The organism is Pseudomonas fluorescens, from assembly GCF_902497995.1.
GTDB classification, from domain to species: Bacteria; Pseudomonadota; Gammaproteobacteria; order Pseudomonadales; family Pseudomonadaceae; genus Aquipseudomonas; species Aquipseudomonas fluorescens_BK.
This window is the reverse complement of record NZ_CABVII010000004.1, coordinates 285,606-308,848: the sequence shown is the minus strand read 5'-3', so window position 1 is coordinate 308,848 and position 23,243 is coordinate 285,606. Positions and strand designations below refer to the sequence as shown.

Annotated in this window: 19 protein-coding genes and 2 pseudogenes; 2 read left to right on the top strand and 19 right to left on the bottom strand. The window is 48.6% G+C overall.

Features of this window, described 5'->3' with window-relative positions; translation table 11 throughout:
* Positions 1–235 precede the first annotated feature (235 nt).
* From F8N80_RS07165 to F8N80_RS07155, 3 genes are all read right to left on the bottom strand, one after another.
* Complete coding sequence (locus tag F8N80_RS07165) at positions 236–649, bottom strand: hypothetical protein (RefSeq protein ID WP_150783566.1); 414 nt, start codon at positions 647–649, stop codon at positions 236–238.
* Between the two features lie 232 nt (positions 650–881).
* Positions 882–1,721 carry a UTP--glucose-1-phosphate uridylyltransferase GalU gene (gene galU, locus F8N80_RS07160; protein ID WP_150783565.1) on the bottom strand — a complete coding sequence of 280 codons (840 nt, stop codon included), beginning with the start codon at positions 1,719–1,721 and terminating at the stop codon, positions 882–884.
* A gap of 305 nt (positions 1,722–2,026) precedes the next feature.
* The gene (locus F8N80_RS07155; RefSeq protein ID WP_150783564.1) at positions 2,027–2,290 is read right to left on the bottom strand and encodes a hypothetical protein; all 264 of its coding nucleotides are present in this window, start codon (positions 2,288–2,290) and stop codon (positions 2,027–2,029) included.
* Positions 2,291–3,631: 1,341 nt separating this feature from the next.
* On the opposite strand from F8N80_RS07155, the gene F8N80_RS07145 reads away from it, so the two are divergent.
* Positions 3,632–4,480, top strand: a complete 849-nt coding sequence (locus F8N80_RS07145; RefSeq protein WP_150783563.1) for a MinD/ParA family protein — start codon at positions 3,632–3,634, stop codon at positions 4,478–4,480.
* Between the two features lie 211 nt (positions 4,481–4,691).
* On the opposite strand, the gene F8N80_RS07140 is transcribed toward F8N80_RS07145, so the two are convergent.
* The 10 genes from F8N80_RS07140 to F8N80_RS07095 all read right to left on the bottom strand — a co-directional run bounded on the left by F8N80_RS07140 (position 4,692) and on the right by F8N80_RS07095 (position 14,432).
* A complete protein-coding gene (locus F8N80_RS07140; RefSeq protein ID WP_224790652.1) occupies positions 4,692–6,080 on the bottom strand; it encodes an undecaprenyl-phosphate glucose phosphotransferase in 1,389 nt (462 codons plus the stop codon).
* A 307-nt stretch (positions 6,081–6,387) separates the two neighbouring features.
* Complete coding sequence (locus tag F8N80_RS07135) at positions 6,388–7,074, bottom strand: winged helix-turn-helix domain-containing protein (protein ID WP_150783562.1); 687 nt, start codon at positions 7,072–7,074, stop codon at positions 6,388–6,390.
* Positions 7,075–7,206: 132 nt separating this feature from the next.
* A complete protein-coding gene (locus F8N80_RS07130; RefSeq protein WP_224790651.1) occupies positions 7,207–7,959 on the bottom strand; it encodes a helix-turn-helix domain-containing protein in 753 nt (250 codons plus the stop codon).
* A 527-nt stretch (positions 7,960–8,486) separates the two neighbouring features.
* Complete coding sequence (locus F8N80_RS07125) at positions 8,487–8,849, bottom strand: VanZ family protein (RefSeq protein ID WP_150783561.1); 363 nt, start codon at positions 8,847–8,849, stop codon at positions 8,487–8,489.
* Positions 8,846–10,927 (bottom strand): YjbH domain-containing protein, encoded by a 2,082-nt coding sequence (locus F8N80_RS07120; RefSeq protein ID WP_150783560.1) that lies wholly within the window; start codon positions 10,925–10,927, stop codon positions 8,846–8,848. The genes F8N80_RS07125 and F8N80_RS07120 overlap by 4 nt, the downstream gene beginning before the upstream one ends.
* Complete coding sequence (locus F8N80_RS07115) at positions 10,924–11,691, bottom strand: capsule biosynthesis GfcC family protein (protein ID WP_150783559.1); 768 nt, start codon at positions 11,689–11,691, stop codon at positions 10,924–10,926. Before F8N80_RS07115 ends, F8N80_RS07120 begins: the two co-directional genes overlap by 4 nt.
* Positions 11,688–12,347 carry a YjbF family lipoprotein gene (locus F8N80_RS07110; RefSeq protein WP_318185851.1) on the bottom strand — a complete coding sequence of 220 codons (660 nt, stop codon included), beginning with the start codon at positions 12,345–12,347 and terminating at the stop codon, positions 11,688–11,690. Before F8N80_RS07110 ends, F8N80_RS07115 begins: the two co-directional genes overlap by 4 nt.
* 12 nt (positions 12,348–12,359) lie before the next feature.
* Positions 12,360–13,460, bottom strand: a complete 1,101-nt coding sequence (locus F8N80_RS07105) for a polysaccharide biosynthesis/export family protein (protein ID WP_150783558.1) — start codon at positions 13,458–13,460, stop codon at positions 12,360–12,362.
* Positions 13,461–13,546: 86 nt separating this feature from the next.
* On the bottom strand, positions 13,547–13,717 hold the full coding sequence (locus F8N80_RS31450) for a hypothetical protein (RefSeq protein WP_224790650.1): 171 nt from the start codon (positions 13,715–13,717) through the stop codon (positions 13,547–13,549).
* Between the two features lie 400 nt (positions 13,718–14,117).
* Complete coding sequence (locus F8N80_RS07095) at positions 14,118–14,432, bottom strand: hypothetical protein (RefSeq protein WP_191632871.1); 315 nt, start codon at positions 14,430–14,432, stop codon at positions 14,118–14,120.
* Between the two features lie 142 nt (positions 14,433–14,574).
* Here F8N80_RS07095 and F8N80_RS07090 point away from each other — a divergent pair.
* Positions 14,575–15,314: pseudogene (locus F8N80_RS07090) on the top strand (IS630 family transposase); the annotation flags it as partial.
* 176 nt (positions 15,315–15,490) lie between these two features.
* Here the strand turns inward: F8N80_RS07090 and F8N80_RS07085 are convergent.
* From F8N80_RS07085 to F8N80_RS07060, 6 genes and pseudogenes are all read right to left on the bottom strand, one after another.
* Positions 15,491–16,270, bottom strand: coding sequence for a glycosyltransferase (locus F8N80_RS07085; protein WP_150783556.1), 780 nt, complete (start codon positions 16,268–16,270; stop codon positions 15,491–15,493).
* A gap of 390 nt (positions 16,271–16,660) precedes the next feature.
* On the bottom strand, positions 16,661–17,782 hold the full coding sequence (locus F8N80_RS07080) for a glycosyltransferase (protein WP_150783555.1): 1,122 nt from the start codon (positions 17,780–17,782) through the stop codon (positions 16,661–16,663).
* 101 nt (positions 17,783–17,883) lie between these two features.
* Positions 17,884–18,979: pseudogene (locus F8N80_RS07075) on the bottom strand (IS630 family transposase).
* Positions 18,980–19,043: 64 nt separating this feature from the next.
* On the bottom strand, positions 19,044–19,883 hold the full coding sequence (locus F8N80_RS07070) for a glycosyltransferase family 2 protein (protein WP_150783554.1): 840 nt from the start codon (positions 19,881–19,883) through the stop codon (positions 19,044–19,046).
* Between the two features lie 182 nt (positions 19,884–20,065).
* Positions 20,066–21,175, bottom strand: coding sequence for an EpsG family protein (locus tag F8N80_RS07065; protein WP_150783553.1), 1,110 nt, complete (start codon positions 21,173–21,175; stop codon positions 20,066–20,068).
* 561 nt (positions 21,176–21,736) lie between these two features.
* A complete protein-coding gene (locus tag F8N80_RS07060) occupies positions 21,737–22,834 on the bottom strand; it encodes a polysaccharide pyruvyl transferase family protein (RefSeq protein ID WP_150783552.1) in 1,098 nt (365 codons plus the stop codon).
* Between the last annotated feature and the right edge of the window lie 409 nt (positions 22,835–23,243).

The following is a 23,243-nucleotide window of genomic DNA, read 5'->3' as shown; positions in this document are numbered from 1 at the left end:
CCGTCAGGCGCGACTCTCATCGTGGCGCTGGGGCATGCCCCAAACAGACGCCGGATAGATTTAAGCAAGCCAACCACACCACCCGTTAATCAGTATTGCAAAAATGGGGGTGACCATAGATTTTTGTACCTGGTGTTTAACGATAATTCCGTTACGCGCAGTGCGCTCAGCTAATACCCCTTCGCGCGCATTAACGATGCAGCATCGCGACCGTGCGCTCAGCCAGGCTGAATGGTCAGTCGCTCACCGGCACCAGCGCGACGAGGAAAGAAGTCCCTCTCGGATACGTTTTTCGGTACCGTGCCTCCCTCTTGTTTTCGTCGAGGTTGTACCATGGATCCATCCACCCGTCGGGTGTCTTCAAGATGTAATGATCGCCGTCATACGGCGGTTCCCCTGAGATACAAACAATCGTCCCGTCGGGAATCTCAGTAGGATCCCAATCAGCGATTACCTTGACACGTTTTTCCTGAAGCGCGATCGCGATGTGATGAAGCTCAAGGCCAGGTAACCCAGCATTGACAGATTGTCCTTTAACTTTCTCTACGAGTTGCTTTGCCTCCTGATACGGAATAGCTAGAAGCGAAGCAACGCACGCGGCGCCACAGCCCCACTCATCTTCTTGGGTTACAAGGTCATACGGCTTCACGATAAACTCCTTTCTGTTCGTAATGACTCAACTAGTGCCGTCTCAGAAAAAACGTCTTCTATAGATTGTGACGCTATCGCCTCATGCCTCAGGTGCAGACCAGTCGATGGGCTCTGTCGACTCCAGCATGAAGCCGCCACTTACCGACAGGCAATCGAAGCGCTTCCACTCTGAACGCACATAAAAAAAGCCACATGCGAAGGTGGCTTTTCAATACAAGCGAGTCAGACTATCAGTAAGCCTTGCCAGTCTTGTAGAAATTCTCGAAGCAGAAGTTGGTCGCGTCGATGTAGCCTTCGGCGCCACCGCAGTCGAAACGCTTGCCCTTGAACTTGTAGGCCATGACGCAGCCGTTTTGCGCCTGCTTCATCAGGGCGTCGGTGATCTGGATTTCGCCGCCCTTGCCTGGCTCGGTATCTTCGAGCAGGTCGAAGATGTCCGGAGTCAGGATGTAGCGACCGATGATCGCCAGGTTCGACGGCGCGTCTTCCGGCTTTGGCTTCTCGACCATGCTGTGCACGCGGTAGATGTCGTCGCGGATCATTTCGCCGGCGATGACGCCGTACTTGTGGGTTTCCTGCGGATCGACTTCCTGGATGGCAACGATCGAGCAGCGGAACTGCTTGTACAGCTTGATCATCTGGGTCAGTACGCCGTCACCGTCGAGGTTGACGCACAAGTCATCCGCCAGGACCACGGCGAAAGGTTCGTCGCCGATCAGTGGACGGCCGGTCAGGATCGCGTGGCCCAGGCCTTTCATTTCGGTCTGGCGCGTGTAGGAGAACGAGCAGTTGTCGAGCAGCTTGCGGATGCCGACCAGGTATTTTTCCTTGTCGGTGCCCTTGATCTGGTTTTCCAGCTCGTAGCTGATGTCGAAGTGGTCTTCCAGGGCGCGTTTACCGCGACCGGTAACGATGGAAATCTCGGTCAGCCCGGCGTCCAGTGCTTCTTCAACGCCGTACTGGATCAGTGGCTTGTTTACCACCGGCAGCATTTCCTTGGGCATGGCCTTGGTTGCGGGGAGGAAGCGAGTGCCATAACCGGCTGCTGGGAACAGGCATTTCTTGATCATGTGAGTCCTTAATTGGGTGGTGCATCCATATTTTCGGGGCAGTCTAAGCAGGCAGAAGATTTCTTACAATGTCCGATGCTGACTAACTGACTGCTTCATAGAAAAATATTGCCACCGATAGTTATAAGGCAGCTGTCACTACTACCAGTTCCCCCTAGCAGGAAGCTGCATCGAAATGCGATCTGACCTGTAGCCAACGATTTGGCAAATTACACCTGATGCGGACTAAATCCCGGCTTATACCGGCCACCTGCATGCGGCGGTGCCGGTGTAGTTCCGTTAGCCTGACGAGCTTGGTCAGATCGTCAATGGACAGCGGATGACCTAGGAATTGGAGCGCAATCAAATTTGGATATCTCTTTGATCCAGAACCGACGATATTTCGTTTGGTCTGGAGCCAAAGGTTTTTGAGTTGACCAATGATGCTCCGCTTTCAAGCTTGCGCGGTACGCCTCCCACTCCTTCTCCTCGGCCACTTCGTCAGCCCGCTTTTTATCGTCGAACCAGCCAAGTACATAAACCTCGCCTTGATCCATACCATGCTCGATCAGGAGATAGATCTCTTTCATAACCTTTAACCCACCACTACTTGTTCAAAATCCCCGGCGTCGGGGCATTGTCTTGACTATCGGCAGGCACCGTCGGTTATTTAGCGCTACCGCGAAAAAGGCCGAGCTGGGTTCGCGACGCCGGAAGCGATCGGCGGTGCAAGCACATTACTGCTCGACCACCATGCCAGACCCTCGGAAGGATGCCAAACATTCTACGGCTCAATGACCGCGTTTTCTTCAAGGATCTTCCACGATCTCCACCCACGTTCAGCATGCCCACGAAGTTGTTAGTCATGGGTTTACCCCCATTAGGCGCGGGAGAGGATGCCGCCGTCATTAACAATTGCGGTCATTACTTTTATCCGTTCGTGCCGATGCAGATTCAAAAAATATGTATGGGATTAGAGCTGACGCCGCAATCGAAATTTTTGCATGCTCAGATTGCTGGAGAAAACTCCCGAATCACCTCGAAGAGCATAGAGGCTTACTCGGTGAAAGGCCGTCATTCGAGAACATCCATATCCCCTGATTTTTTATAGGCCCATACCCATCCCCGATACTTGGTGTTTTGACAGGTATTGATTTCACTCAGGAGCCGCAAACCGTGGCTGGGGATGACTTCTAGTACCACGGGCGCGGCCTGATCCAGATCACCGCACAAACTATGCAGCGTGCGACGAAGCCTTCAGTCTTGATCTAGTCAATCACCCGGAACTGCTCGAACAGCCAGAATATGCCTGCCTGTCTGCCACTTGGTGCTTGGCAACAAAAGGGCTGAGCTTGCTGGACGATGCCGGCAAGTTCGAAACCATAACCCGTCGGATCAATGGGGGTTTCAACGGGCTGGCCAATCGGCAGCAGCTGCGGGACAAGGCTGAGAAGGTTCTGGTGCTGGCATAATTCCGCTAGCGTGACCTGTCGGTTGCCCGGTGATTGTTGATTAGGTCACGGATGCACTATTAGGCCCGTAACAGCGATCCATGTTATTCCAGCGATGAAAGGTCCATCATCATCCTCAACCGAATAGTCTTGGGATTGACCGGGAGTGGATGCACGCGATAGTGTGGTGCGCTTATTGTTTTGACTCGTAAGTTATAAATCGTCAGATTCACCAATATTCCAGATGGTATCGTCGACGAGAACTACGCCTTTGTGTTGCTGTAGTGGGCAGCGCGCGAGTTTTTTACGGTGAAAAAATTTCTATCGAGCTGCTAAAAATTTGCGCTTTAACAAGGCTATCGTATCTACGATAAGTTAAGTTAAGTTAAGTTTAGTGCTAATCACTCGATATTTTAAATGCAGTGCTTCGGCTCCAGGTTTGCAAAGGATGGCCGCCGATTTGATCAAGGTAGATTGAAAATGAGTGACGAAAGTTGTGTTGGTACGCACCCAATACAAGTCATCGCGATAACGAGTGGAAAGGGTGGGGTAGGCAGGACCAGTATTGCGGTGAATCTGGCCTTGGCTGTCGCCAAGTCAGGCAAGCGGGTTGTGCTGTTTGACGCTGATTTCGAACTGGCCAACGTGCATGTTCAACTCGGTTTTGCTCCTGAACTCACTATCGTTGATGTGATGAAGGGCTATTGCGAGTTGAAGGATATTCTCCATACGGGTCCGCTGGGCATTAGAATCGTTCCGGCTTCATCGAGTTTCAATGAGCGGGTCGAGATGGATTCAACTCATTACGCAGGACTGATTCAATCTTTCAATGACATTGATAACAGTCTGGATGTATTGATCATTGATACCGCGGCCGGCATTGGTCAGTCAGTTGTCAGTATGGTTCGGGCAGCCCACGAAGTCCTGGTAGTGCTGACCGACGACCCGACTTCGCTCTCCGATGCTTATGCGTTAATCAGCTCGTTGCATCTTGGCCATGGGATGTATCGATTTCGAGTGCTCGCCAACATGGTGGAGAGTACCCATGTGGGGCTTCGGCTGTTCAAACGGTTGTCGGAATTAACCGATAGATTCCTAGATGTCACCCTCCAGTTTGCAGGGTCAGTCCCTTATGACGACTCAATACGCAAGGTCGTGCAGCAGCAACGCGGAATTTATGATGCGTTACCGCGCTCCGGATTTTCGAAAGCAATGGACTCGCTGGCGTTGAAAATCAATCACTGGCCTTTGCAGGCTGAGCCTCGTGGTCATCAAGAATTCTTTGTCGAAAAACTGATCCGAATGCAAGCCCGGGAAGCGACCGTGTAACGATCTCGACACTTGATACGCCCCCAGCCCGCGGCGCCTTGAAAATACGTAATGGCTGCTTTAGGCATTAGAATACATTCCTCCAAAACGCCCTTCTCTCGTCAGTGCTCATCTCTCGATGGAGTTGAGTTTCTGCATTGGATGGGCGCTCTGTCCTGTCGTATTCATGAGTTGCGCCGCAGCTTGTCCACAGGCAAGGCGCTCATCAATGTCAGTAAATATCTTTTGATATCAGCGTAAAAGGCGTCTTGATCAGGATCTTTATATCAAGCCACAGTGACCAGTTATTGATGTAATCGAGGTCGATCTCGACACGCTTTTGCATCTTGTCGATGGTGTCGGTTTCCCCACGGCAGCCGCTTATCTGAGCCAGGCCGGTAATACCTGGCTTGATTCGATGGCGGGCCATATAGGCATGTATTTTACCGGTGTAATAATCATTGTGAGCGATAGCGTGGGGCCGTGGTCCGACCAGAGCCATATGCCCTTGAAGCACATTGAACAACTGCGGCAGTTCATCAATCGACGAGCGCCGAATAAAGCGACCTACTGCTGTCACCCGTGAATCTTGCCGGCTTGCCTGCTGCACATGTTTATCATCATGCATGTGCATGGAACGGAATTTCCAGACCTTGATAATCTTGCCGTTCCAGCCATGGCGCTTCTGTTTGAAAAGAACTGGACCCGGCGAGGATAATTTGACGGCGACGGCAACAGCGATCAGCAACGGGCTCAAGCATATAATGGCAGTGAGCGATATGAAGCGATCCACCAACGCTTTGCTTAAGGCGGCGGTGGGGTAGCTGGTCAGGGGGCTTTCATTGAGATGGATCGCGGCTAAGCCGGCTACTTCACTTACGGAGTGATTAAGCAGCATCATGCTGTCCAGGTCAGGAACCCAGACGACATCGACGTTCAGGTCAAGAAGATCAATGTACAGTGCCTCGATATGTTGCGCTTCGCTGAGCGACAGCGCGATATACAAGCGCTTGATCTCGTGCGTGGTGATGAGGCTTCGCAGTTCTTCAAGTTCGCCGACGATCAAAGGCGATGGTGCGACACTGTGACCCGATACGGAGCGGACAAGACCGACGAGGGGGAATTGATTCTGCTTGGAAAAAGTGTCGGCCAATTTTAGCGCGATACCATTGGTGCCAATAATCAAACTATTGTATTGGTGGTTGAATTTCTGATGATAGTATTTGGAAAGATTGTGCAAGAGTAAGTAAGTAACCATCTGCACGAGATAACCGAACACTGACCATGCCATGATCGTTTCACGAGAATACAAATCAATGGCTATGGTGATAAAGCCGATGCTAAATAGACCGGCCAAGATGATTGTCCAGCCCAGCAGCAGACGAGCCAGGCCGTTGAGATAATCATGTCTCTTGTAGTACACCTGGAGCGCAGAGTACACCGGCACGGAAACCAGCACCGTCAGAATCGCCAATATTCTATAATGAAATTCGATGGCGCCCGTTTGGTAATACGCCAGCATAAATAGAAGTGCGACAACGCAACTCATCGCGGCGAACCACTGGCCCCAAAACGTCAGGCCTTTAGCTACGGATTTTCGATCGATGCGGGTATGTATCAAGGTGCAGACCTTTTGAAGTGACTATCCGTATTGAAGTCGCTGTCGACTCGGTTGGAGTCGCTGCGGGCTTCGTGCGCAATTATCATTCAAAACTTCCCAGGCGGAAGACTGTACGATGTGGTAATGATAATGTTTTGACGAAAAGCGGTGTCCGACGTTTTATAACGCTGCTGGAGCGATATGCCGCTTTTTAGTGCTGTCAGCAATAGGTGGCAACAGGGTTCTGTTTGCCAGCGGATCGAGCAGTCAGGAGACATCCTCGCGTCGATGGGCCAGCCAGAAAATAGTGCCAGGTTTTAAGAAGATACTATTGCTTGCCAGTGGTAGTCAGCTGAGTCGATTTTACGTCCTGCACCAAGCAATAGCCCCGATTTCTCACTGAGCGAAACAAGCGCTCTCCGTAGGCATTGGTAAACTTGTCCTGTAGCCTGCTCAGGCACATTTCGAGGCCGGTGTATGTCGCAGGATCTCGACGGATGGCCATGATCAGTTCTGCTTTGCTGCAAACCCTGCGGTCACTCAGCACCAATTGTTTGAGCAGCAGTGACTCGATGGTGGTCAGCGAGATACAGATATTTGCGTTGAACAATTCACGGTGATTAAGCCTGAACGACTTGGCATCAGTCGCCGCATACGCATTTTTTTTTGGACGATGAGTCTCGGCGATCAATGCGGCGCGAGTGGTGGCATTTTGCAATGCATCGGTAGAGGTGTAGGTGAAAAAAACATCACTGTCCAATGATGTTGTACCTTCAATTCTAAGGTGCATATACCTTGACATCTCGTCTTCCTGGGGCTTTGACAATATATCCGAAAGGGAGTGTTTCTCGCCAAAACAGGAGCTGTTGAGCGAATGTTTATGTCTGTAGGTGACATAGCCGGGGATTGGCAGCTTACGCTCTGTGGAGAATCCACCGTAGGGTGTTTTCCTCGAAATGTCGCTTTTGAAATTCACGCGTGTTTGGTCGCGGCCATTGTCGAATATCACACTCATACTGATAGGTCTCTGATTTAGGGATATTTTCAGGGTTATAGGTCCTGAAAAAAATAAAGCAGCAGCCTTTCGCGTGCCATTCAATGGCGGCGCTAATGTGGGTCAGCTCAGGTAGGTCTATTTTTATTGTTTTTAGGTGCTAATTACGCCGCGGCGCAGTCGATAGCCGAAGCCTCGAACGCTGTGGATCAATTCAATGTTGTAAGCGTTTCTGATCTTGGTGCGCAGTCGACTGATGGTCTTTTCCAAGGCGCGTGGATCATAAAATACGACATTCGGGTCCAGTGTTTTGGCAATACTGTTATGGCTCATGATGTGTTGCGGTGCGTTGATCAGTGCCTCAAGTATTGTCATCTCTGTATATGAGATTTCAACCTTGTTTACGTCCGCATACAATAGGAGTCTTGTCCGATCCAGCGTCAGTTTTATTTTGGCGTTCCAGACCGAGTCATGGAATATCGTTGACAGTAAATTGGTTTTTTCTAGCTGATCGCCTGGCAACTTGACGCAGTGGTCCACCCCGGCGAGGTAGCAATTCGCACTTGAAAATGATTTGGGGTGGGTGAATAGCATGAAAATGTCGCTTGCATGACTTGCGAGGCGAATTTTCTTCACGAGATCAAGGCTTTCATCGATGGCCGATGGAGCATTAACCTCAATGAAAATGGCGTCGACGGAATCCATCTCACACATCTGGTTCGGTGATTTTAAAGGGATTGAGGTGTCGATATGTAACGCTTCTGAAGCAGTCAACTGCTGCAGGCTTTCTGCCAGCGCTTGGGTACGCGTAAAAGTCAAAATGGTAGCATCCTGCTGTTTGGAAGTGCGTCCTGCGGTAACCATATCGTCCGACTCAAGTGCTTGGAGGCTTAAGAATGTTGCCATATAAGCTTAGCATGCTATTTGACATTTTATAACATTTTTAGACTAAGTGCCTGGCTTCTTTGGAGTTACCCAAGATCAGGTGATCGTGTATAATTCATGATGGCAAATTGATATCAAGTCACTGTCCAAAATTGCATAATGACAGTTGCAATAATCAAACTGTCTGACAATTTTGGTTATATAGGTGTGCGAAATTGGCATATCCAGCTGAATTTTTTCAAGCTGCTTCGTTTGGGGTTTGCAAGTACGCAAACGCCATCGCGAAAAAATGCGACGGTCGGTTCTCGGAGCAGTGGACACACGTACCAAATGTGCAGATGCATTTGGTAATACGAATTTTTTTCAATTATACGTTTCAGGCTTATGATTTGTAACCTAAATCTTCTAAAAATCTAAAAACGTACGTTCGTTTGGTACTCTCCGGGGAGGCTTCCAAGCGGAAAATGAGGTGCCGCATCATTGCGCTTCAGATTTTTGATTGATCACCACCTTGGTGGGGCCGATGCGCTATTCGCTGTTCGCTGCGATCAATCGCGCGTCCAGTACCACGCAATCAGCAACCCGATCAGCACACCAAAGCCATTTGCCAGGGCGTCATAAGCTGACGCGGTACGTAGCGGCATCAGCGCTTGAGCATACTCGATGATTATCCCGGTCAGCAGGCAGCCCACGGCAATCCATCGCAACTTGACTCGCAGGAACGCCAGCCGGCAACTGAAGGACAATGCCAGGAAACCAAGCAAATGATGCAGCTTGTCTTCCTGGGCGAAGGCTTCGGGGATCGGTTGCGCACGAAGCCCGGCAGTCAGCAGTGTCGCGCTGACACCGACGAACAACATCATGCGTGCCCAGTGAGGCAATTGGATGACGCGTGCGATAAGCGGCTTCATTCAGTGATCTTCTCGAAGTTTTTATAAAACGCATCGCTGTCGCGGCCATCGGTCATCGTGTGCAGCGAATACTGGCGGTTGAGGCGCGCGCCACCATCGCGGGTCAGCGGAGCCCAGACCAGATTGGCCCGGCGCATCGTGGACACACTCATCAACTCGTCGAACGGGATGGAAATGTAGATGCCTTTGTCAAAGCTGCCTTCGCCATACTCTTCCTTCGAGGCCGTGGTGCGGGTGACCCAGCCACCAAACTTCACGCCATTACTGAACTTATGGGATAAATCGATCGTGGTCCCCCAATCCTCGGCCAGGTACCGCCCAACACTGACCGCTGCCTGCAAATCGAAGGGCAGCTCAGTGTAGGTGGTGATGTGACCGGTCAACGTCTTGTACCCGCGTAGACCGAAACCCTGATCAAAATCGCGCTGTCGCACATAATTCAAATCAGCACCCACGGCCCAGCGTTCGCCCATGGGACGATACAGTAACTCAGCGCCGACCCCGGCAAACATCGATTCCAGATAGCCGCCATACACCATGCCATACAGGTCCTGGTCCAGTCGTTTGGCATGGTTGAGCTGGAAGGCCGGCATCGTGACGTCCGAGGTGATGATGTACTTGCGCAAATCACTGCGCACCCGCGGCATGTTGCTCGGCGCGTCGTAGGTGAAGTCGTCGAAATTGTTAAGTAGATTGACGCTCAGGCCACCGCTGGTCCAGGTGTTGCGGGTGAAGCGGTATTCAGCTTCCGCATCGGCCGTCACCTGATACAGCAGGAAACCATCAGGGCCACCAATGTTCTGCTTGTAGCCCAAGCCGAAACCATAGGTGAAAGGCTCCAGGTCCTGGGTATACAAGGTATTTTCCCGGTGTGCCGTGGGCCGATTCAGCTCGGTGGTGCGGTGCAGGTCGGTGATGTCTTGCTGGTTGTTGACCACGGAACGGAAAGTCTGCCGCGGCACGCTGACTTCTTCCACCGGCATGTCATAACGTTTGTTGACCAGGGTGAACCAGTCAATCTGCTCATTCGCGCTGTTGTCCAGAATCCGGCTGGCCCGGCCCACGCCCTTGGCCGAATAGAAATAACGCGATTGCTCGCCATACACCATCAGCTCGGAATCGCGCTGGGTGATGCGTTCGACTTTATAGCCGGCGTTGTTTTCCAGGCGTTTGGCCACCCCGGCCCAGTCAACCTGGTCGAGAGGCATGCTCGGTGCCTGGGCCGGAAGCGTCTCGGCCGGAGCGTCGTAACGTTTGATCGGTGCCTTGCGGCTGACGAAATTGGTATGCAGCGTGATGCCGAACAAGGCGGTATTGCCGCGTTCCCAGCCCGCCGTCAGATCGATCGAGTCGCTGAGCTTGTAGACCGCGCCGATGTTGATCGGTGAGTCCTGCTTCTGGTTGTTGGCTTGGGGTTCATTCTTGTAATCGTTGCCGTCGAATTCGAGTTTCAGACTCAAGGGCGACCAGGCTGTCTGATAGGCCACGCCGCCAAATATTGCGGGCGAACCACGGAAATACGAATCGGTGTTGACGTCGCCCGCGGTCGAGCTCACCGGGCGGGTATCGAACCGATCATCAATGTACCCCAGGGGATTATCGAAATCCCCGCGGTTACCGATGTAGCCCCAAGCGATGCCCAGGCTGAAATCCAGGTTGTTGTAACGCTTGTTCGCGACAAAATATTCGCTGGAAAACAGACCGGTACCGCCGATATCGCGGAAACCGAGCGCGACCTCGGGCAGCCAATGGCTTTCTTTCCAGAGCCGGGCTTTGGCATCGACCGCTTTGTCCTTATAGCTCTGGTCGCCACTGAGGGACTCGGGCCCGTATTGGCGGTTGGTGATGGCGGTATAACGAAAAGACCCTTCCAGCCAGTCAAGCGGCTGCAACGACAGGCTATAGCGCGAGTAAGGATCGGTGCGGTTGGCGTTCAGGCTCAATTCGCCGGCCGGGGCCATCCGCGCGGTCGGGGTTTGCATCAGTCCCACGCCGCCGAAATCACTCTGAGTAAAACGCGGGTCGGCATGAGCCAGACTGTAGGGCAGCAACACTACGGCGGCAAAACGTAACTTCAAGGGGCCACCTCGGCCAGCGGTTGGGTGGCGAGAAACAGGGCCAGTTGCTCGTTCAATTCGGGAGTGGGCAGATCGGGATCATTGTTGCGTACCGGCACCAGAATCCTGCTGCCCGCGACGGCATACACCCCGTCCTCGCGGTTCCAGCCGGCGATGCCGATGCGCTTGACCTGGCCATCGGGACTGATTAACCACAGGTAATCGGCCTCTGCCTCTGGCAGTGGTAAACAGTTGTCGAGGTATTCACTGGCTTGCAGCGAGGCGCGATAGGGCAGGGCGCAGGGCTGTGCCACTGCGCCCAGCACCGTAACCGTGTTCGGGCGCGCCGGGTAAATCAGTTGGTCGCCCTCGTTGACCAGGTAGTTGCGAGCGAACCCGACCTCCAGCGCAATCGGGTCGAGCACCGCGACCCTGCGCCCGGTGACAGGCAAGCGATTGACGTCTTCGTACAGTCGCGCAGCCAGGGCCGCGAGCGTGCCTTGTTGCTTGAGCAAGGCACCCCGTTGCAGCATTTTCAGATCGAACAGCACGCCAGCTTTCAGGCGATTCTGCTGCTCCAGCAGCGGCTGGTGCAGCCACGCGGCTGCCAGCCAATAACTTTCGACGTTCGGGCGAGCCTGGTTGACCACGTCCAGCAAGCGCGCACCCGGCACAAGCGTGACGGATCCGGCATTCAGCACGTCACCGGCCACCGTGACCGCGGCTTGGCTCAACGTAGAACTGGCGAGCAACAGACACACCGACAGCGTTTTCGAATACCTCACCGGGCCGTCTCCCAGTCAGGACGCAAATGCACAATCTTCAAGAAAAGCTCCGGCGTAAGATGTTGTTCGCTCTGCAGCACCAAGCCATCGTCAGGCCTGACCCAGAAACGGTTGGTGGCGTGAAACCCCAGCTCGGGAATGTCGATGCGTTCGTCGATGCGCTGCAGCGCGTAATCCTTGTCCAGGATGGTGACGGTCTCGATCGACTGGCGACTGAAGTGACTGTGCACCGCCAGCCCCACCCGTTGACCCTGATAGAGATCGATCCAGCGAGTGCTGCGGTAGCCATCGGGCAATTGCTGCAAGCCGCGCTTGAACGGCGACTCGCCGTCAAACCGGGTGCCATCCAGATTGGGGTTCAGGCCGACGCTGCGGACCGCGAGCCCGTCGCGCATCAACAACACCTGCTTGCCGGAGGCGACCCAGAACCCCAGATCGCCCTGCTGGCGCAGCCGGGCCATTACTCCTTCGCTGGAGTCGGTGGTGACCTTGATCTGCGCATAAGGCACCGCTTGCACCTGGGTCGGGCTCAGCTGCAGTGGCTCGACACCCAGTGCGGTGGCTTTGAACGTGTCCAAGGAGGCTTGCATCAAGGGGTTGCAGCCAGCCAACAGGAAGGCCACCGCCAGGCATGAGCAGTTACGAAAAGTTTTCAAGCGGCTCAAACCTTAATTACTGATATCGTTTTGAGCCGCTGCGCCAGTACCTAGGATGCTCGCCGACGGTACCAACTGACTGATCAAGCGGTTCCAGCGCGTCACCCCGGCAGGGCCGACGTAGACAATATCCTGGGGCTGCAGATCGAAGCGGCTGGCGAGGGCGAACGCGGTGGGCGATTTGGCATCCAGCTGAAAGACTTTGGCCGGCTCGGTTTCAAGGTTGTCAGCGCCGCGAATGACATACAGCGCATTGCCATTGGAGGTGGTCTGGTTTAAACCTCCAACCGACCCGATCACATCCGCCAGGTTCATCTGACTGATTTTGAAGGTGACCGCCCGTGGCTGGTTGACTTCGCCCATGACATAGATCTTCTTCCGGTCGTTGTACGGCAGATACAGTTGATCGCCATCTTTCAAATAGACGTTATGCAGCTGGGAGCCTTTGCTGTTGAGCCCATCCAGGTCCAGGCGGTATTCACGTCCATCGCGGTTCAGCGTCAGGCCGGACAGGTCGGCATTCAACGGGTCGGCACCGGCGACACCGATCGCTTCGATCACGCTGAGTGGAGAAGTGGTGATGGGCAGTTGACCAGCTTTCATCATCGCGCCGGAAAGGACGACTTTCTGGCTGGCGAACCGCAGCACACTCAGATCCACCTGAGGGCTGTCGATGAATTGCTTGAGGCGCTCGGCGATAAAACCGCGCAGTTCCTCGATGGTTTTACCCGCGGCTTGAACATTGCCGACGTAGGGGTAAAACAAGGTGCCATCCGGGCGTACCAGGCGACCGTTGGCATCGATTTGTTGTTGGGCGCCCGACGGCGCAGTCAATTCCGGGTGATCCCACACGGTGATGTACAGCACATCGTTGGCACCGATTCGATAAGCTCCCGGCTTGAACCCCAACAGCTCGGCCGGGACAGAGTCTTGCACTTTTGTCGCCGCGTTCTGGGCAATCAGTTTCGGCGTGATCGGAATCAACTCGACCCGACTGCTTTCCGGTGAGCCATCACGGCCGATCTCACTGGTATCCAGGTATTGACCGGGCGCGAACATACAACCTTGCAGGGCAACGCCAGCAAGCACAGCGAGCGACAAACTACGAATCATAAGGAAGACACTTGTGGAGGGAACACAACAAAACCAACCTCCCGGAGTGCTCCGGGTGGTTGAGGGCGATCGACCTGACGTCAGACTTAGCGAGTGGTACCGGTGGTGCCGGTAGTGCCGGTGGTGCCGCCGTTGTTGTTACCACCACCGCCACCAGCGCTGGCGGACAGCGCAGCGGCGCCCGCGACAACAGCGACGCCTACAGCAAGTGCAGTTCCAGAGACGACACCACCCAGCACACCGGTGGATGTGGCCAAAGAAGTACCGGTTGCCGACCCTGCCGATGTGGTTGTGGCAGAACCTGGCGCAGAAGGCGTGGAAGGTTGTTTAGGCCCAGCGGCTAGGGCAGAAGTACTCAAGGCAAGCATTAGCGCGGAAACAAATAATTTACTCATGGGAAATTCCTTTTGATAGATCGTCTGTATTGGCGTTGATACTTGAGCGTAAGTGCAAGAGGTACTACTTCGAGCATCTGTATGCTGGAAAATCGCTGCGGCGCCGACCGCAACCAACGTGACACCTGAGTGGCATGTTCGCCGACATTCATTTTCGCAATATCGGCCTAAGAATACCCGTGCAGAGCGACTAAGGTTGCTGACGTTTTTTAACATTTTACTCTGGTAGGTTCTTATTTATTGAGTTTTTGCACTGAAATGATCATTCGAAATACGCGTGATCAATAGAATTATGGGCCATAATCCCACGGACGGACGGACGGACGGACGGACGGACGGACGGACGGACTGCTGCCTGCCAGCGCCAGGTATCGGTCATCATTTCCTGCAGGCCACGCTTGTCTTCCCATTCCAGTTCATGCGTTGCTTGTTCCGGGTTGGCCCAGCACTCAGCAATATCCTCAAGGGGGCGCTCAACTACCTGGTAAGAAACGACTCGACCACTAGCCTGCTCGAATGCCCGAATCATTTGCAGAACGCTGTAACCGATACCGGTGCGCAGGTTCCAGATGCTCACACTGGTCTTTTGAATAATTGCTCCTAGTTTCCTGTATCTAAATAAGTTTCTAACCTGAGCTATGCTTCTGTGGTCAATCAGTGCTTGGAGTGATCACATGAACTTTCAGGACATAGTGCTCAGTGAAGACGAATAAACTGAACTGAGTCAGTGCATATGCTCAGCCACGATCAGTCAGCCCGACGGTCGTTGGGCGTGGGTGATTCTGCTGGCGGCTCAATATTTATTTTTCGCGTCACGAGATTGCCCACTTGACAGGCCTCTGCGTATTTTAATAACACGCTGGTGCAAGCGTTTTCAAGAACTGCGTCTGCAATGCCTGGTGGATCTGCACGGACGAGGTCGCAAGCCATCCTTGCCAGCCGAAGCGTTGAAGCGAACCCCTGAGCAAGTCACCCAACCGCGTATTAGCCAACCTCACTGGAGCTGTCGGAGCATGTCTATAGCCAGTCGCCGGTATTTCACCGGCCACCGTCCAGCGGAAATGGGCTGCCAGCGACATAGAGCCGCACCTGACGCGCATCCTCAAGTTGTCCAATGACCCCAAATTTGAAGAGTGATTCTGGGATATCATCGGACTATATGTGGCGCCTCTCGATAAAGCCCTTGCTCTGTTCCGACGAGAAGAGCTAGGTTCAAGGCTTGCATCGCACGCAACCCGGATTGCCATTGGATACTGGTCATATCCGTACTCAAACCCATGACTATGTTCGTCACGGTATTCACACCGCTTGCGGCGATGGATTATCTACAAGGTCGGCTGATCAGGATTGAAACTCAACACCGACATCAGGAGTGGTTGGCCTTCCTGAAAAAATATCAACCGGGATATATCCAAGGTCCTGCAAGCGCTTGATCGTGAATAATTATGCCAAAAACAGGAAAAACTAAGCAAAGCCCATTAACCTAACAAGCCACACCGCACCTAACCTGTAGCAGTTGCTCTGTAGGATGCGCAACTAGACTGACCCCATTGTATCCAAAGGCAGACGGCTAAGTTTGAATCACTTTTGGTATAATGTTTAGATATGGCTTGAAATATTGTCATGCATTAATGTTCAAAAGTATTCATTATAATGCCTAAGGTATTTTGAGCCTTTCCGGTTAATGAATAGATTAAATATGTGCAACTTGATTTTTTCTTTAAGTGGAGTGTGCATCCAAGGCTTGTACTTTCCAACAAAATGTACGACATAAATATCGCTTTCCTTAATAAAATTCATGGTAATGTAGTAACTAATGGTAGAAAAAAATAAGTTGTAGCCTTGGTCGAGGTGCAGGTGCTTATCTAGACACCAATCTTTAAAATACGTCTGGAAGACATCTTGGTCTCCTGTGGGTAATCCAATCTTTCTTCTATCATCAATAGTTTTTTGAATAAGGTTGTACAATTTTTCTGAGTCAATCTTTGCTGGTTCTAAAACCATCAGTCCGGAATTCAATTCTTTCCAGTTTTCATTACCTTTATATAACTGCCCGGCAACAACAGCGGAGGAGTGACTATGCAGAAAGAGGTGATCTATGTTTTTCACTATAAGCATGTCGCTGTCTAGAAGTAAGATTTTTTCAAATCCATTAAGTTCTGATACTCTCAATTTGAAAAAAGTATTACCCCAGTGAGAAAATTTTGACGATCCAGTTTCGCAAACTAGGTCCGGCTTTGTTATAAACTTAATCCCGTTCTCATTGAGTGCGTTTTCAATGTCATTAAGTAGTTGTGGTGTTGTTAATACTGTTAAAGGGTATTTTGATTTTATAGAGTTCAGAGATTTTTTTAAGGCTAGAACCCCAGGCAAATAATCAATAGTATTTAATGCTGTTACATAGGAGTAGTTCATTGAATAGTTCCTTTCTTCTACATGGAGTTAATTGAGGCGCACAGAAAGTTTTTTATTTTTCCAGTCAATCTGTAAACACCTTGGAGTCATACTCATGACTAGGTCATGCGACGCCTGTAATATCTTCTTCACGGCTAGACGTACAGAAATAAGTGGGGAGACTGGATTTTTGATCAATTCATCGTGAAAAAACGGGGAAAGTGTACATCGATAAGAAATAGAAAATTTCTTCTGATCACTTCTACAGCAAGTACGACATACAAGGGCTACACGCTCGCAAAAAATAAATGGCCACCCCGTCTTCCATTGGATCTCGGTATGCTGAGTGACGAGGCTTTGGATTTGCCAATTAATCAATCAACCACCTGAAAACCGGATATTGTAGTTAGTTCATAGGATATTTTTTTCGCCAATTATTTCGTCATAAGTATTTATAAGTTCTCTGTTAAGTCGAGCGGCTGAAAATAGATCTATAAATCTTCTCCTACCATTCAACCCGACTTCAGATATGGTTGTCGGGCTAAGCTTCTTTATAAGTGTAACTATTTCATTCGGACTGTTTGGCTCTACAAGAAAACCCGTCCTACCATCTACAATAATTTCAGAAAGTCCACCTACGTTGGAAGCTATTACAGCTAGACCAGAACGCATTGCTTCAATAGCTACCAGACCAAAACCTTCCCAGCGAGAAGGAATTATTAATAAATCCGCCGTTCTATAGTAGCCTTCTAGAATTTCCGGAGTAAGCCATCCGGCGTTTATGACGTTTTCAGGAATTATGATTTTAGACGTGTCATTGAGAACATAGTCTCCAACCATGACACCAGAAGCTAAATCACCAAGCGAATTCAATGCGGAGCAAAATATGTCAGCACCTTTTTGATGATCAAAACGGCCTACAAATAGTAATTTTAGTTTTCCACTTGGCCAAGTAGGGTTTTGATATGACTGCTTAATAGGTAACTCAGAGATTCCATTAAGTATGACCTTTAGTTTTTTATTTTTTATTCCAACCGATAGCCCGGATTTTTTTTCATGGTTTGAGATGCAAATTACTTTATCGCTAATAGCCGATAGCAACCTTTCGATAATTATGATTGGGATTTTTTTGTAGTAAGGAATTGTTCTTTCCCAAGCCCAGCCGTGGGGGCAATATATTACCTTCGTCCTGGTTGTTCTGTTTGGCCTTAAGGTAAGCAACAATCGTAAAGCCAAACCTGCGAATGTTGAATGTATATGTATTAGCGTTACCGACCCTTTTTTTAATATTTCATTGCAGCGTAGCGCCAGCTTGAATGAATTATGTGCTCTGCCGCCAAAGTCTGAAAATGTATATATATGAATTCCTTTTATTGCGCCAATTTCATTGATTTGAGACTTGGGTATCAATAAGCCTATCGAATTTTCGCCATAGCGACTTACTTGGTGACTAAGAATTTCTTTGAGATAGGTTGAGATACCTCCTTTTATTGTTTCTGCACAATGTAGAATTTTGATTCCGTTGTTTTCCATAAAGTAAAATTACTACCAAAAGTGGATGATAAAGTTTTAAGGCTGGTTGAGCTTTTTCTGACAGAAGAGTGAAGCCAATGAGCTATCTTAGAATTAACGTACTAAATTCGATCCGCTTCAAGCGTCTCACGCGCCCATTTGATTATGCTCAGAATCTCCTCTCCTTTTGCGTTCCAAACGTACTGGGTCGGCTGGCGTTGTGTAATGCCATGAATATTGTAATGGAGCTTTCCAGTTCGCCCACAGAGGTGACACTACCGTCGCGCAGATACATGGTGATGTCTCTGAAAAACCGTTCAATTCTATTCATCTATGAACTGGAGGTCGGTTTGAAATGCATAGGGAAGCGCGGATGCTTCGCCAGCCAAATCTTCACTACGGCGTACTTGTGCATTGCGTAGTTATCGACGATCACATGCAGTTGAGGGGGGCTGCTTATTGATTTTTTTGATGAAAGCCTACCCCTGATGACGGTGCTGACGCTTGATGCTGCTGATCAGTATTCCCTGTATATAGCCAGCGCTGCGGACCACGTAACCGTGCCGTGGTCGTGTAATTCATAGAATTTTATGCCCGATGCCCAAAGGCAATCCGCAGTGCGTTCGCTCCAAGGCCTGGACCTGGCTTTTCTCACAACAGCACTAACACCTTGTCTGGCGGGGCCAGGTAAGGGCCAATGACATCCCGGAATTTTTTCTCGGAGCTGCAGATAGTTGGACAGCTTGAACGTGCGGGTCAGATGAGGTTTCAGATCATTTGCGGCCCATAAGTTATAAACGGTGCTTGAGGAAATACCTGCGGAGGCGCCATGCTCCAACAACTCCAGCGAGGCTCACCGATTCGAGGCATGAGTGACTTGTTCCAACAGGCGGCGGACAGTCTCGGCAGGCAACGACGACTTTGTCCGCGTCCCGGCTTGTCAACGAGTCCGTCCAGTCGCAATACCTGAAAATGCTCGCATCAGTCGGTAATCGTTGAGCAAGAAAAACCTGTCAGCCGTGCGATGTTTTATCGGGTTTCACCCTGCGCCGCCAGCAAGAAAATGCGTGATCGGGGGCCCACTCTAGAGGGATGGCGGCAGAGCGAACAAGTCGTTTCAACTGTTTTTTCGAAACTTAGTGTGATAACTAGAGGGCTTACTGAAAGCTCTCCAAAGGAGGAATGACGCTTAAAGTGTAGTCGAAACGCAAAAAAAATTATTTCGCGGACAGTACACTAGTAACTTTAGTATCACCCATCTTCTGAATTTTTCGCCGTGAACTTATGTTAGTAACCTATGGTTTCTTAAATTCCTAAAATTTATAATTGCCACTCTGCGCAAATATTTAAGTAATGAAAACCCTATTGTTAGACCAAATGTTGCATGGCTAATTAGTTTAAGTTTCCTGATTTCAAAGTAAGTGTTTAATTCGCCTTTTTCAAGTTTCCATATATCTGCTGAAAGTCCTCCCTCGCCATATGGAAATTTGTAAAGACGTGCCAGCGGAACCTCTATTAATTGACATTCTTGATTTGATAAAGCTATTTTTAGCCATAAAAGATAATCTTCAGAATACTTCTTTTCGCCCATGCGGTACGGTAGGTCTTTTTTTAACATAACAGTAGGCGTGGGAAATCTGTTGAAAAAAAGAAGCTCTGTCGCATCTATATTTCTAGAGGTAATATTATTTTTCAACGAAACAGCGAGGTGTTCCGGGCCTTCTGATAAAAGATGTCCCGTTAATTGAACAGTTGGGTTGTCAATCATCCATGAGTACTGTATATCAATTTTTTCTGGATGCCAGCTATCATCAGAGTCTAAGAATGCGATGTAAGGCTGCGTAGCTTGGTCCCAAGCTTTATTTCTAGCCACTCCCGGTCCTCTGTTTTCATGTAGGGCTAATACCTTTATGACTTCAGGGTTGTTTTTTTGAAGCAACGATAACTTTTCAAGAGTTCCGTCTTCGCTGAAATCGTCTACTAAGATTATTTCTTTTGGGACTTTTGATTGTTGTAGCACAGAGTCAACGGCTCTATTTATTGTTTCACTACAACGATAGCAAGGAATTATGACAGTAACTGGAACTTTGTTTTTAGGCGGACTATTATCTGAATAGATCATTTTATTTGGCTTTATATAATCGACTGTGGTTATTTAGGTTTCGGATTGTTTGAATTATTTACCCGTGCTTAGTTTATTTGATAAATAATACCAAGCTGAAGGAAATTGTATTTTCTGCATCGATGAGGCAGTCATATTTTGAAATGTATGCGTTGTTTTTGTTTCGAGATTCGTGCCTGCACTCAATTAATTCCAAGTGTTACGATTGCGCTTGGGCGGGTATAAACAAGGCCAGCCATCAACAAAAATAAGATGGCATACAAGAAACTCTTGCTAGTAGAATCGATTTTTACTTTTTGTATAATGATTGCAGTGATTAGGGGAGTTAAAAAAATAAAAGAAACCATATATCTTTCTGAAATGTCTGGGCTGCCCACAGTAAAAAGCATTATAGAAATAAACATAAGCAGATATTTTGTTATATTTTGAAATTCCTCTACTAAGACTATTCTGGTTAATACGAGAGATAAATACATTAAAATGCATAGCCAGAAGTTAAATGTCTTCCATACTTCCTCAATATGAGAGACCCGCCCTCCGTTAATGTATATGTTTTCTTTAAAGGTAAACCACTCAAATCCAGTGAGATCAGCGAGGAGGTGTGTAATATTGGTAAGAAGGAAGGAGGATAGAACTGCAATAATAGGTATGGCTATGTAATATTTCAACTTATTTGGAAGTCTAGAAAAAAGTGGGCTAAGTAAAAAAATCACTGCCGACCAATGAAAAAATATCGCTGCTGCTAAAAGCAATAAGTACTTGAAATAATTTTTTTGAAAACAATAATAAAATGCCATCAGGCCTAATGGTACTGCATATACTTGCCGCATTGCATTTCCTGTATAAACAGAGAAAAAAGTCATAAATACCAATGCGAATAAAAAAGGTGATATTTTTGTATGCTGAGTTACCTTCTTATAAGAAAAAAAACTTAAGAGCGCAATTATTAGATAGTTTGATATAAGCCAGCCGCGAACTTCTACAAAATTTTTAATAATCGCCTGGACAGGCCAAAACAATAACTCATTACCGTACATTGCGTACTGTGTTGCAGTAAGTGGTGAACTGATGCGGTTGTACGCCAATATATATGGGACTGTATCGCCTCCAGCGTTGAATGGTCTGAGAGCTACGAAGTAGAATCCAACTGCCAATGCGGGAATGGAGAAAAAAAGCAACTTGTGGAAGTTTGCGATTCTATCTTTTTCTATAATTGATTTATCTTTGTGCAGCAAAGCTGAGATAGACCAGCTAAATAAAAGATAAATAACCAATACTGTGGTGCTGTTCATTTTTTTGATTTTGCATGACTGAAATTAAAGGGCGGTTGCAGGAGCTGAGCGCAACAGTTATTGACTTAAAGCGGGTGCGTCATGTTGCATTACCGTTGCTTTGCCAGCGACTGTGCCACCCCATCATATGGGTGATCTCGGCATGCCTGGTCATTGATCTGCCCTCGTGACAGGTCCTTTTTGCGCACGGCCAACGGCATGCGATTGAACGCCGCAATCCTGCATCACCGACGCCATTGATGTATCGTTCATCTTGATCAGCATCACATAGTCGCTAGTGCCTCCAACCAGCGTGCAAACCGACGGGGCGTTCGCTTCATCTTTGATCAAATCACCCTACCAGTGCCGACATCAGACGATCATGGAGCTACTCCGACGCGAGATGTGAATGATTACTATGCCGGATTTTTGGCCGCGCCGCACGACAGCACTTCTGCGCGGCCTTCGCGTACTCTTCTGCAATCGCCGTGGAATTTTTACCTATGAAGTAAGTATGCGCGCATTTACAGCAACTACGCTAACTGTTGAAGAGGACGTTGACAAAGCATTTTCAATGCGTGCTTAACCTTCTAAAGCTTGAGTAAGGTAGTTTTTTGAATGTGATCTAAGTAAAGATATTTTCTCATTGACTTCAAAGTAATCAATTTTTTTCGTAAGTTTATCAAAAGCGTGCAGTTCATTTTTGTATACGAGCCTGCTCTCTAGGCCGAGCTGTTTAGCTAAAGATAAAAAACGACAAGCGCCACGGTCATTATTAACGATCGCAATAAACTGTTTTTTGAAAATAATAGAAAATACCATGCCGTGGAATGAGTCTGTGATTACATATTCACTTCCGCTAATGCATTTTAACCAGTCTTGGATTGTGTAAATTTGTTTTTTTTCTTGGAGTGCAAGTAAATGGGTTATTTTGGTTTTAGGGCTAATCGATTTGGCAAGCGAAGCGATAATATCTTTTTTATCAGGGCAGTCATCTAGTATATAAGTGCTGATTTTCGAATTGTAAATTTTTTCGCTTTCATCGATAAGAGCTTTATATATGTTTGGATCAACAAGTAAAGTAGGGTCTAAAGTATGTCGTACATCGTGCCTATGGAAAATTTCTTCGCAGATTTTGATCCCGGAATCTTCTCTAACTGACACGGCATTGAACTGAGCGAGCAAAGGGACGACATCAACCACCTTCTCAGGAGCTTCCCAGCCATCAATGCCAAATGAGGCGGAGTAGGCGATTTTTTTTATCATGCTATTATCGATAAAGTCTAAAAAAAAGCATTTGTAGTGCCTGTCTTTTATGTACTTGTAGCGCCAAACTTGATCGCTTCCCACAATAACAGCGTTTAAATTCGCTTTTCTAGAAATAGTTTTTAGATCGGCAGTTGTATGTATAATTGCGCTCTTAAGAGCAAGATGCTTTTCTATAAAAGGTGCAAGCGCTTTTGTTTTAAGAGAGTTGCTTCTTATGTTTTTAATGTTTTGACAGGGTGTTATCGAAAGAAGCTTATAGGTTATTTTTTTGAAGAGGCCAAAATCAATATTCTTGCGCAATATAAAAGGCTGGTAGCCGTTAATCTTTAGAAAAGAGTAAAGAGCATAACATTGAAGTATGCCACCATAATTGCTTGAAAGCGGCTGAGTTAATATGCCTACATTTTTCATTTTGGTAATAGCCCGGTATAAGTAGATTCGTATGGCTTTCTGATTATGTGTAATGGTATATTCGTTATCATGATATCAGTTAAGTGCGAATATTCCAATCCTTGATGAGTGAGATATTTAAGTTGTAGGCGTTAATCATATATTGATGTTTATTGCTGTTATCGATTTTTTTGTGTAAATAAATGTGTGGTTAGGCAATAAGCAACGAATTTTTCAATTAGTAGTAAGTCAAAAAATAGCTGGGTATTGGTGTATCTTTTTTCAGGTGTAGGAAGATTGTTTCCTTTGCGTTCCCAAAGGCGTCTTTTCAATCCATCACCTCTATGATTCTTACTACTCCTTTGTGACTCGAGGAACATGTCGGAGGACAGGACCTCAGCGTGTAGTTGCCCTTGCCTGGTGCAATAAT

Coding starts and splice junctions, on each gene's coding strand:
- galU (WP_150783565.1), bottom strand. CDS start 1,721: ATGATCAAGAAATGCCTGTTCCCAGCAGCCGGTTATGGCACTCGCTTC.
- F8N80_RS07155 (WP_150783564.1), bottom strand. CDS start 2,290: ATGAAAGAGATCTATCTCCTGATCGAGCATGGTATGGATCAAGGCGAG.
- F8N80_RS07145 (WP_150783563.1), top strand. CDS start 3,632: ATGAGTGACGAAAGTTGTGTTGGTACGCACCCAATACAAGTCATCGCG.
- F8N80_RS07135 (WP_150783562.1), bottom strand. CDS start 7,074: ATGAGTGTGATATTCGACAATGGCCGCGACCAAACACGCGTGAATTTC.
- F8N80_RS07130 (WP_224790651.1), bottom strand. CDS start 7,959: ATGGCAACATTCTTAAGCCTCCAAGCACTTGAGTCGGACGATATGGTT.
- F8N80_RS07125 (WP_150783561.1), bottom strand. CDS start 8,849: ATGAAGCCGCTTATCGCACGCGTCATCCAATTGCCTCACTGGGCACGC.
- F8N80_RS07105 (WP_150783558.1), bottom strand. CDS start 13,460: ATGATTCGTAGTTTGTCGCTCGCTGTGCTTGCTGGCGTTGCCCTGCAA.
- F8N80_RS07085 (WP_150783556.1), bottom strand. CDS start 16,270: ATGAACTACTCCTATGTAACAGCATTAAATACTATTGATTATTTGCCT.
- F8N80_RS07080 (WP_150783555.1), bottom strand. CDS start 17,782: ATGGAAAACAACGGAATCAAAATTCTACATTGTGCAGAAACAATAAAA.
- F8N80_RS07070 (WP_150783554.1), bottom strand. CDS start 19,883: ATGATCTATTCAGATAATAGTCCGCCTAAAAACAAAGTTCCAGTTACT.
- F8N80_RS07065 (WP_150783553.1), bottom strand. CDS start 21,175: ATGAACAGCACCACAGTATTGGTTATTTATCTTTTATTTAGCTGGTCT.
- F8N80_RS07060 (WP_150783552.1), bottom strand. CDS start 22,834: ATGAAAAATGTAGGCATATTAACTCAGCCGCTTTCAAGCAATTATGGT.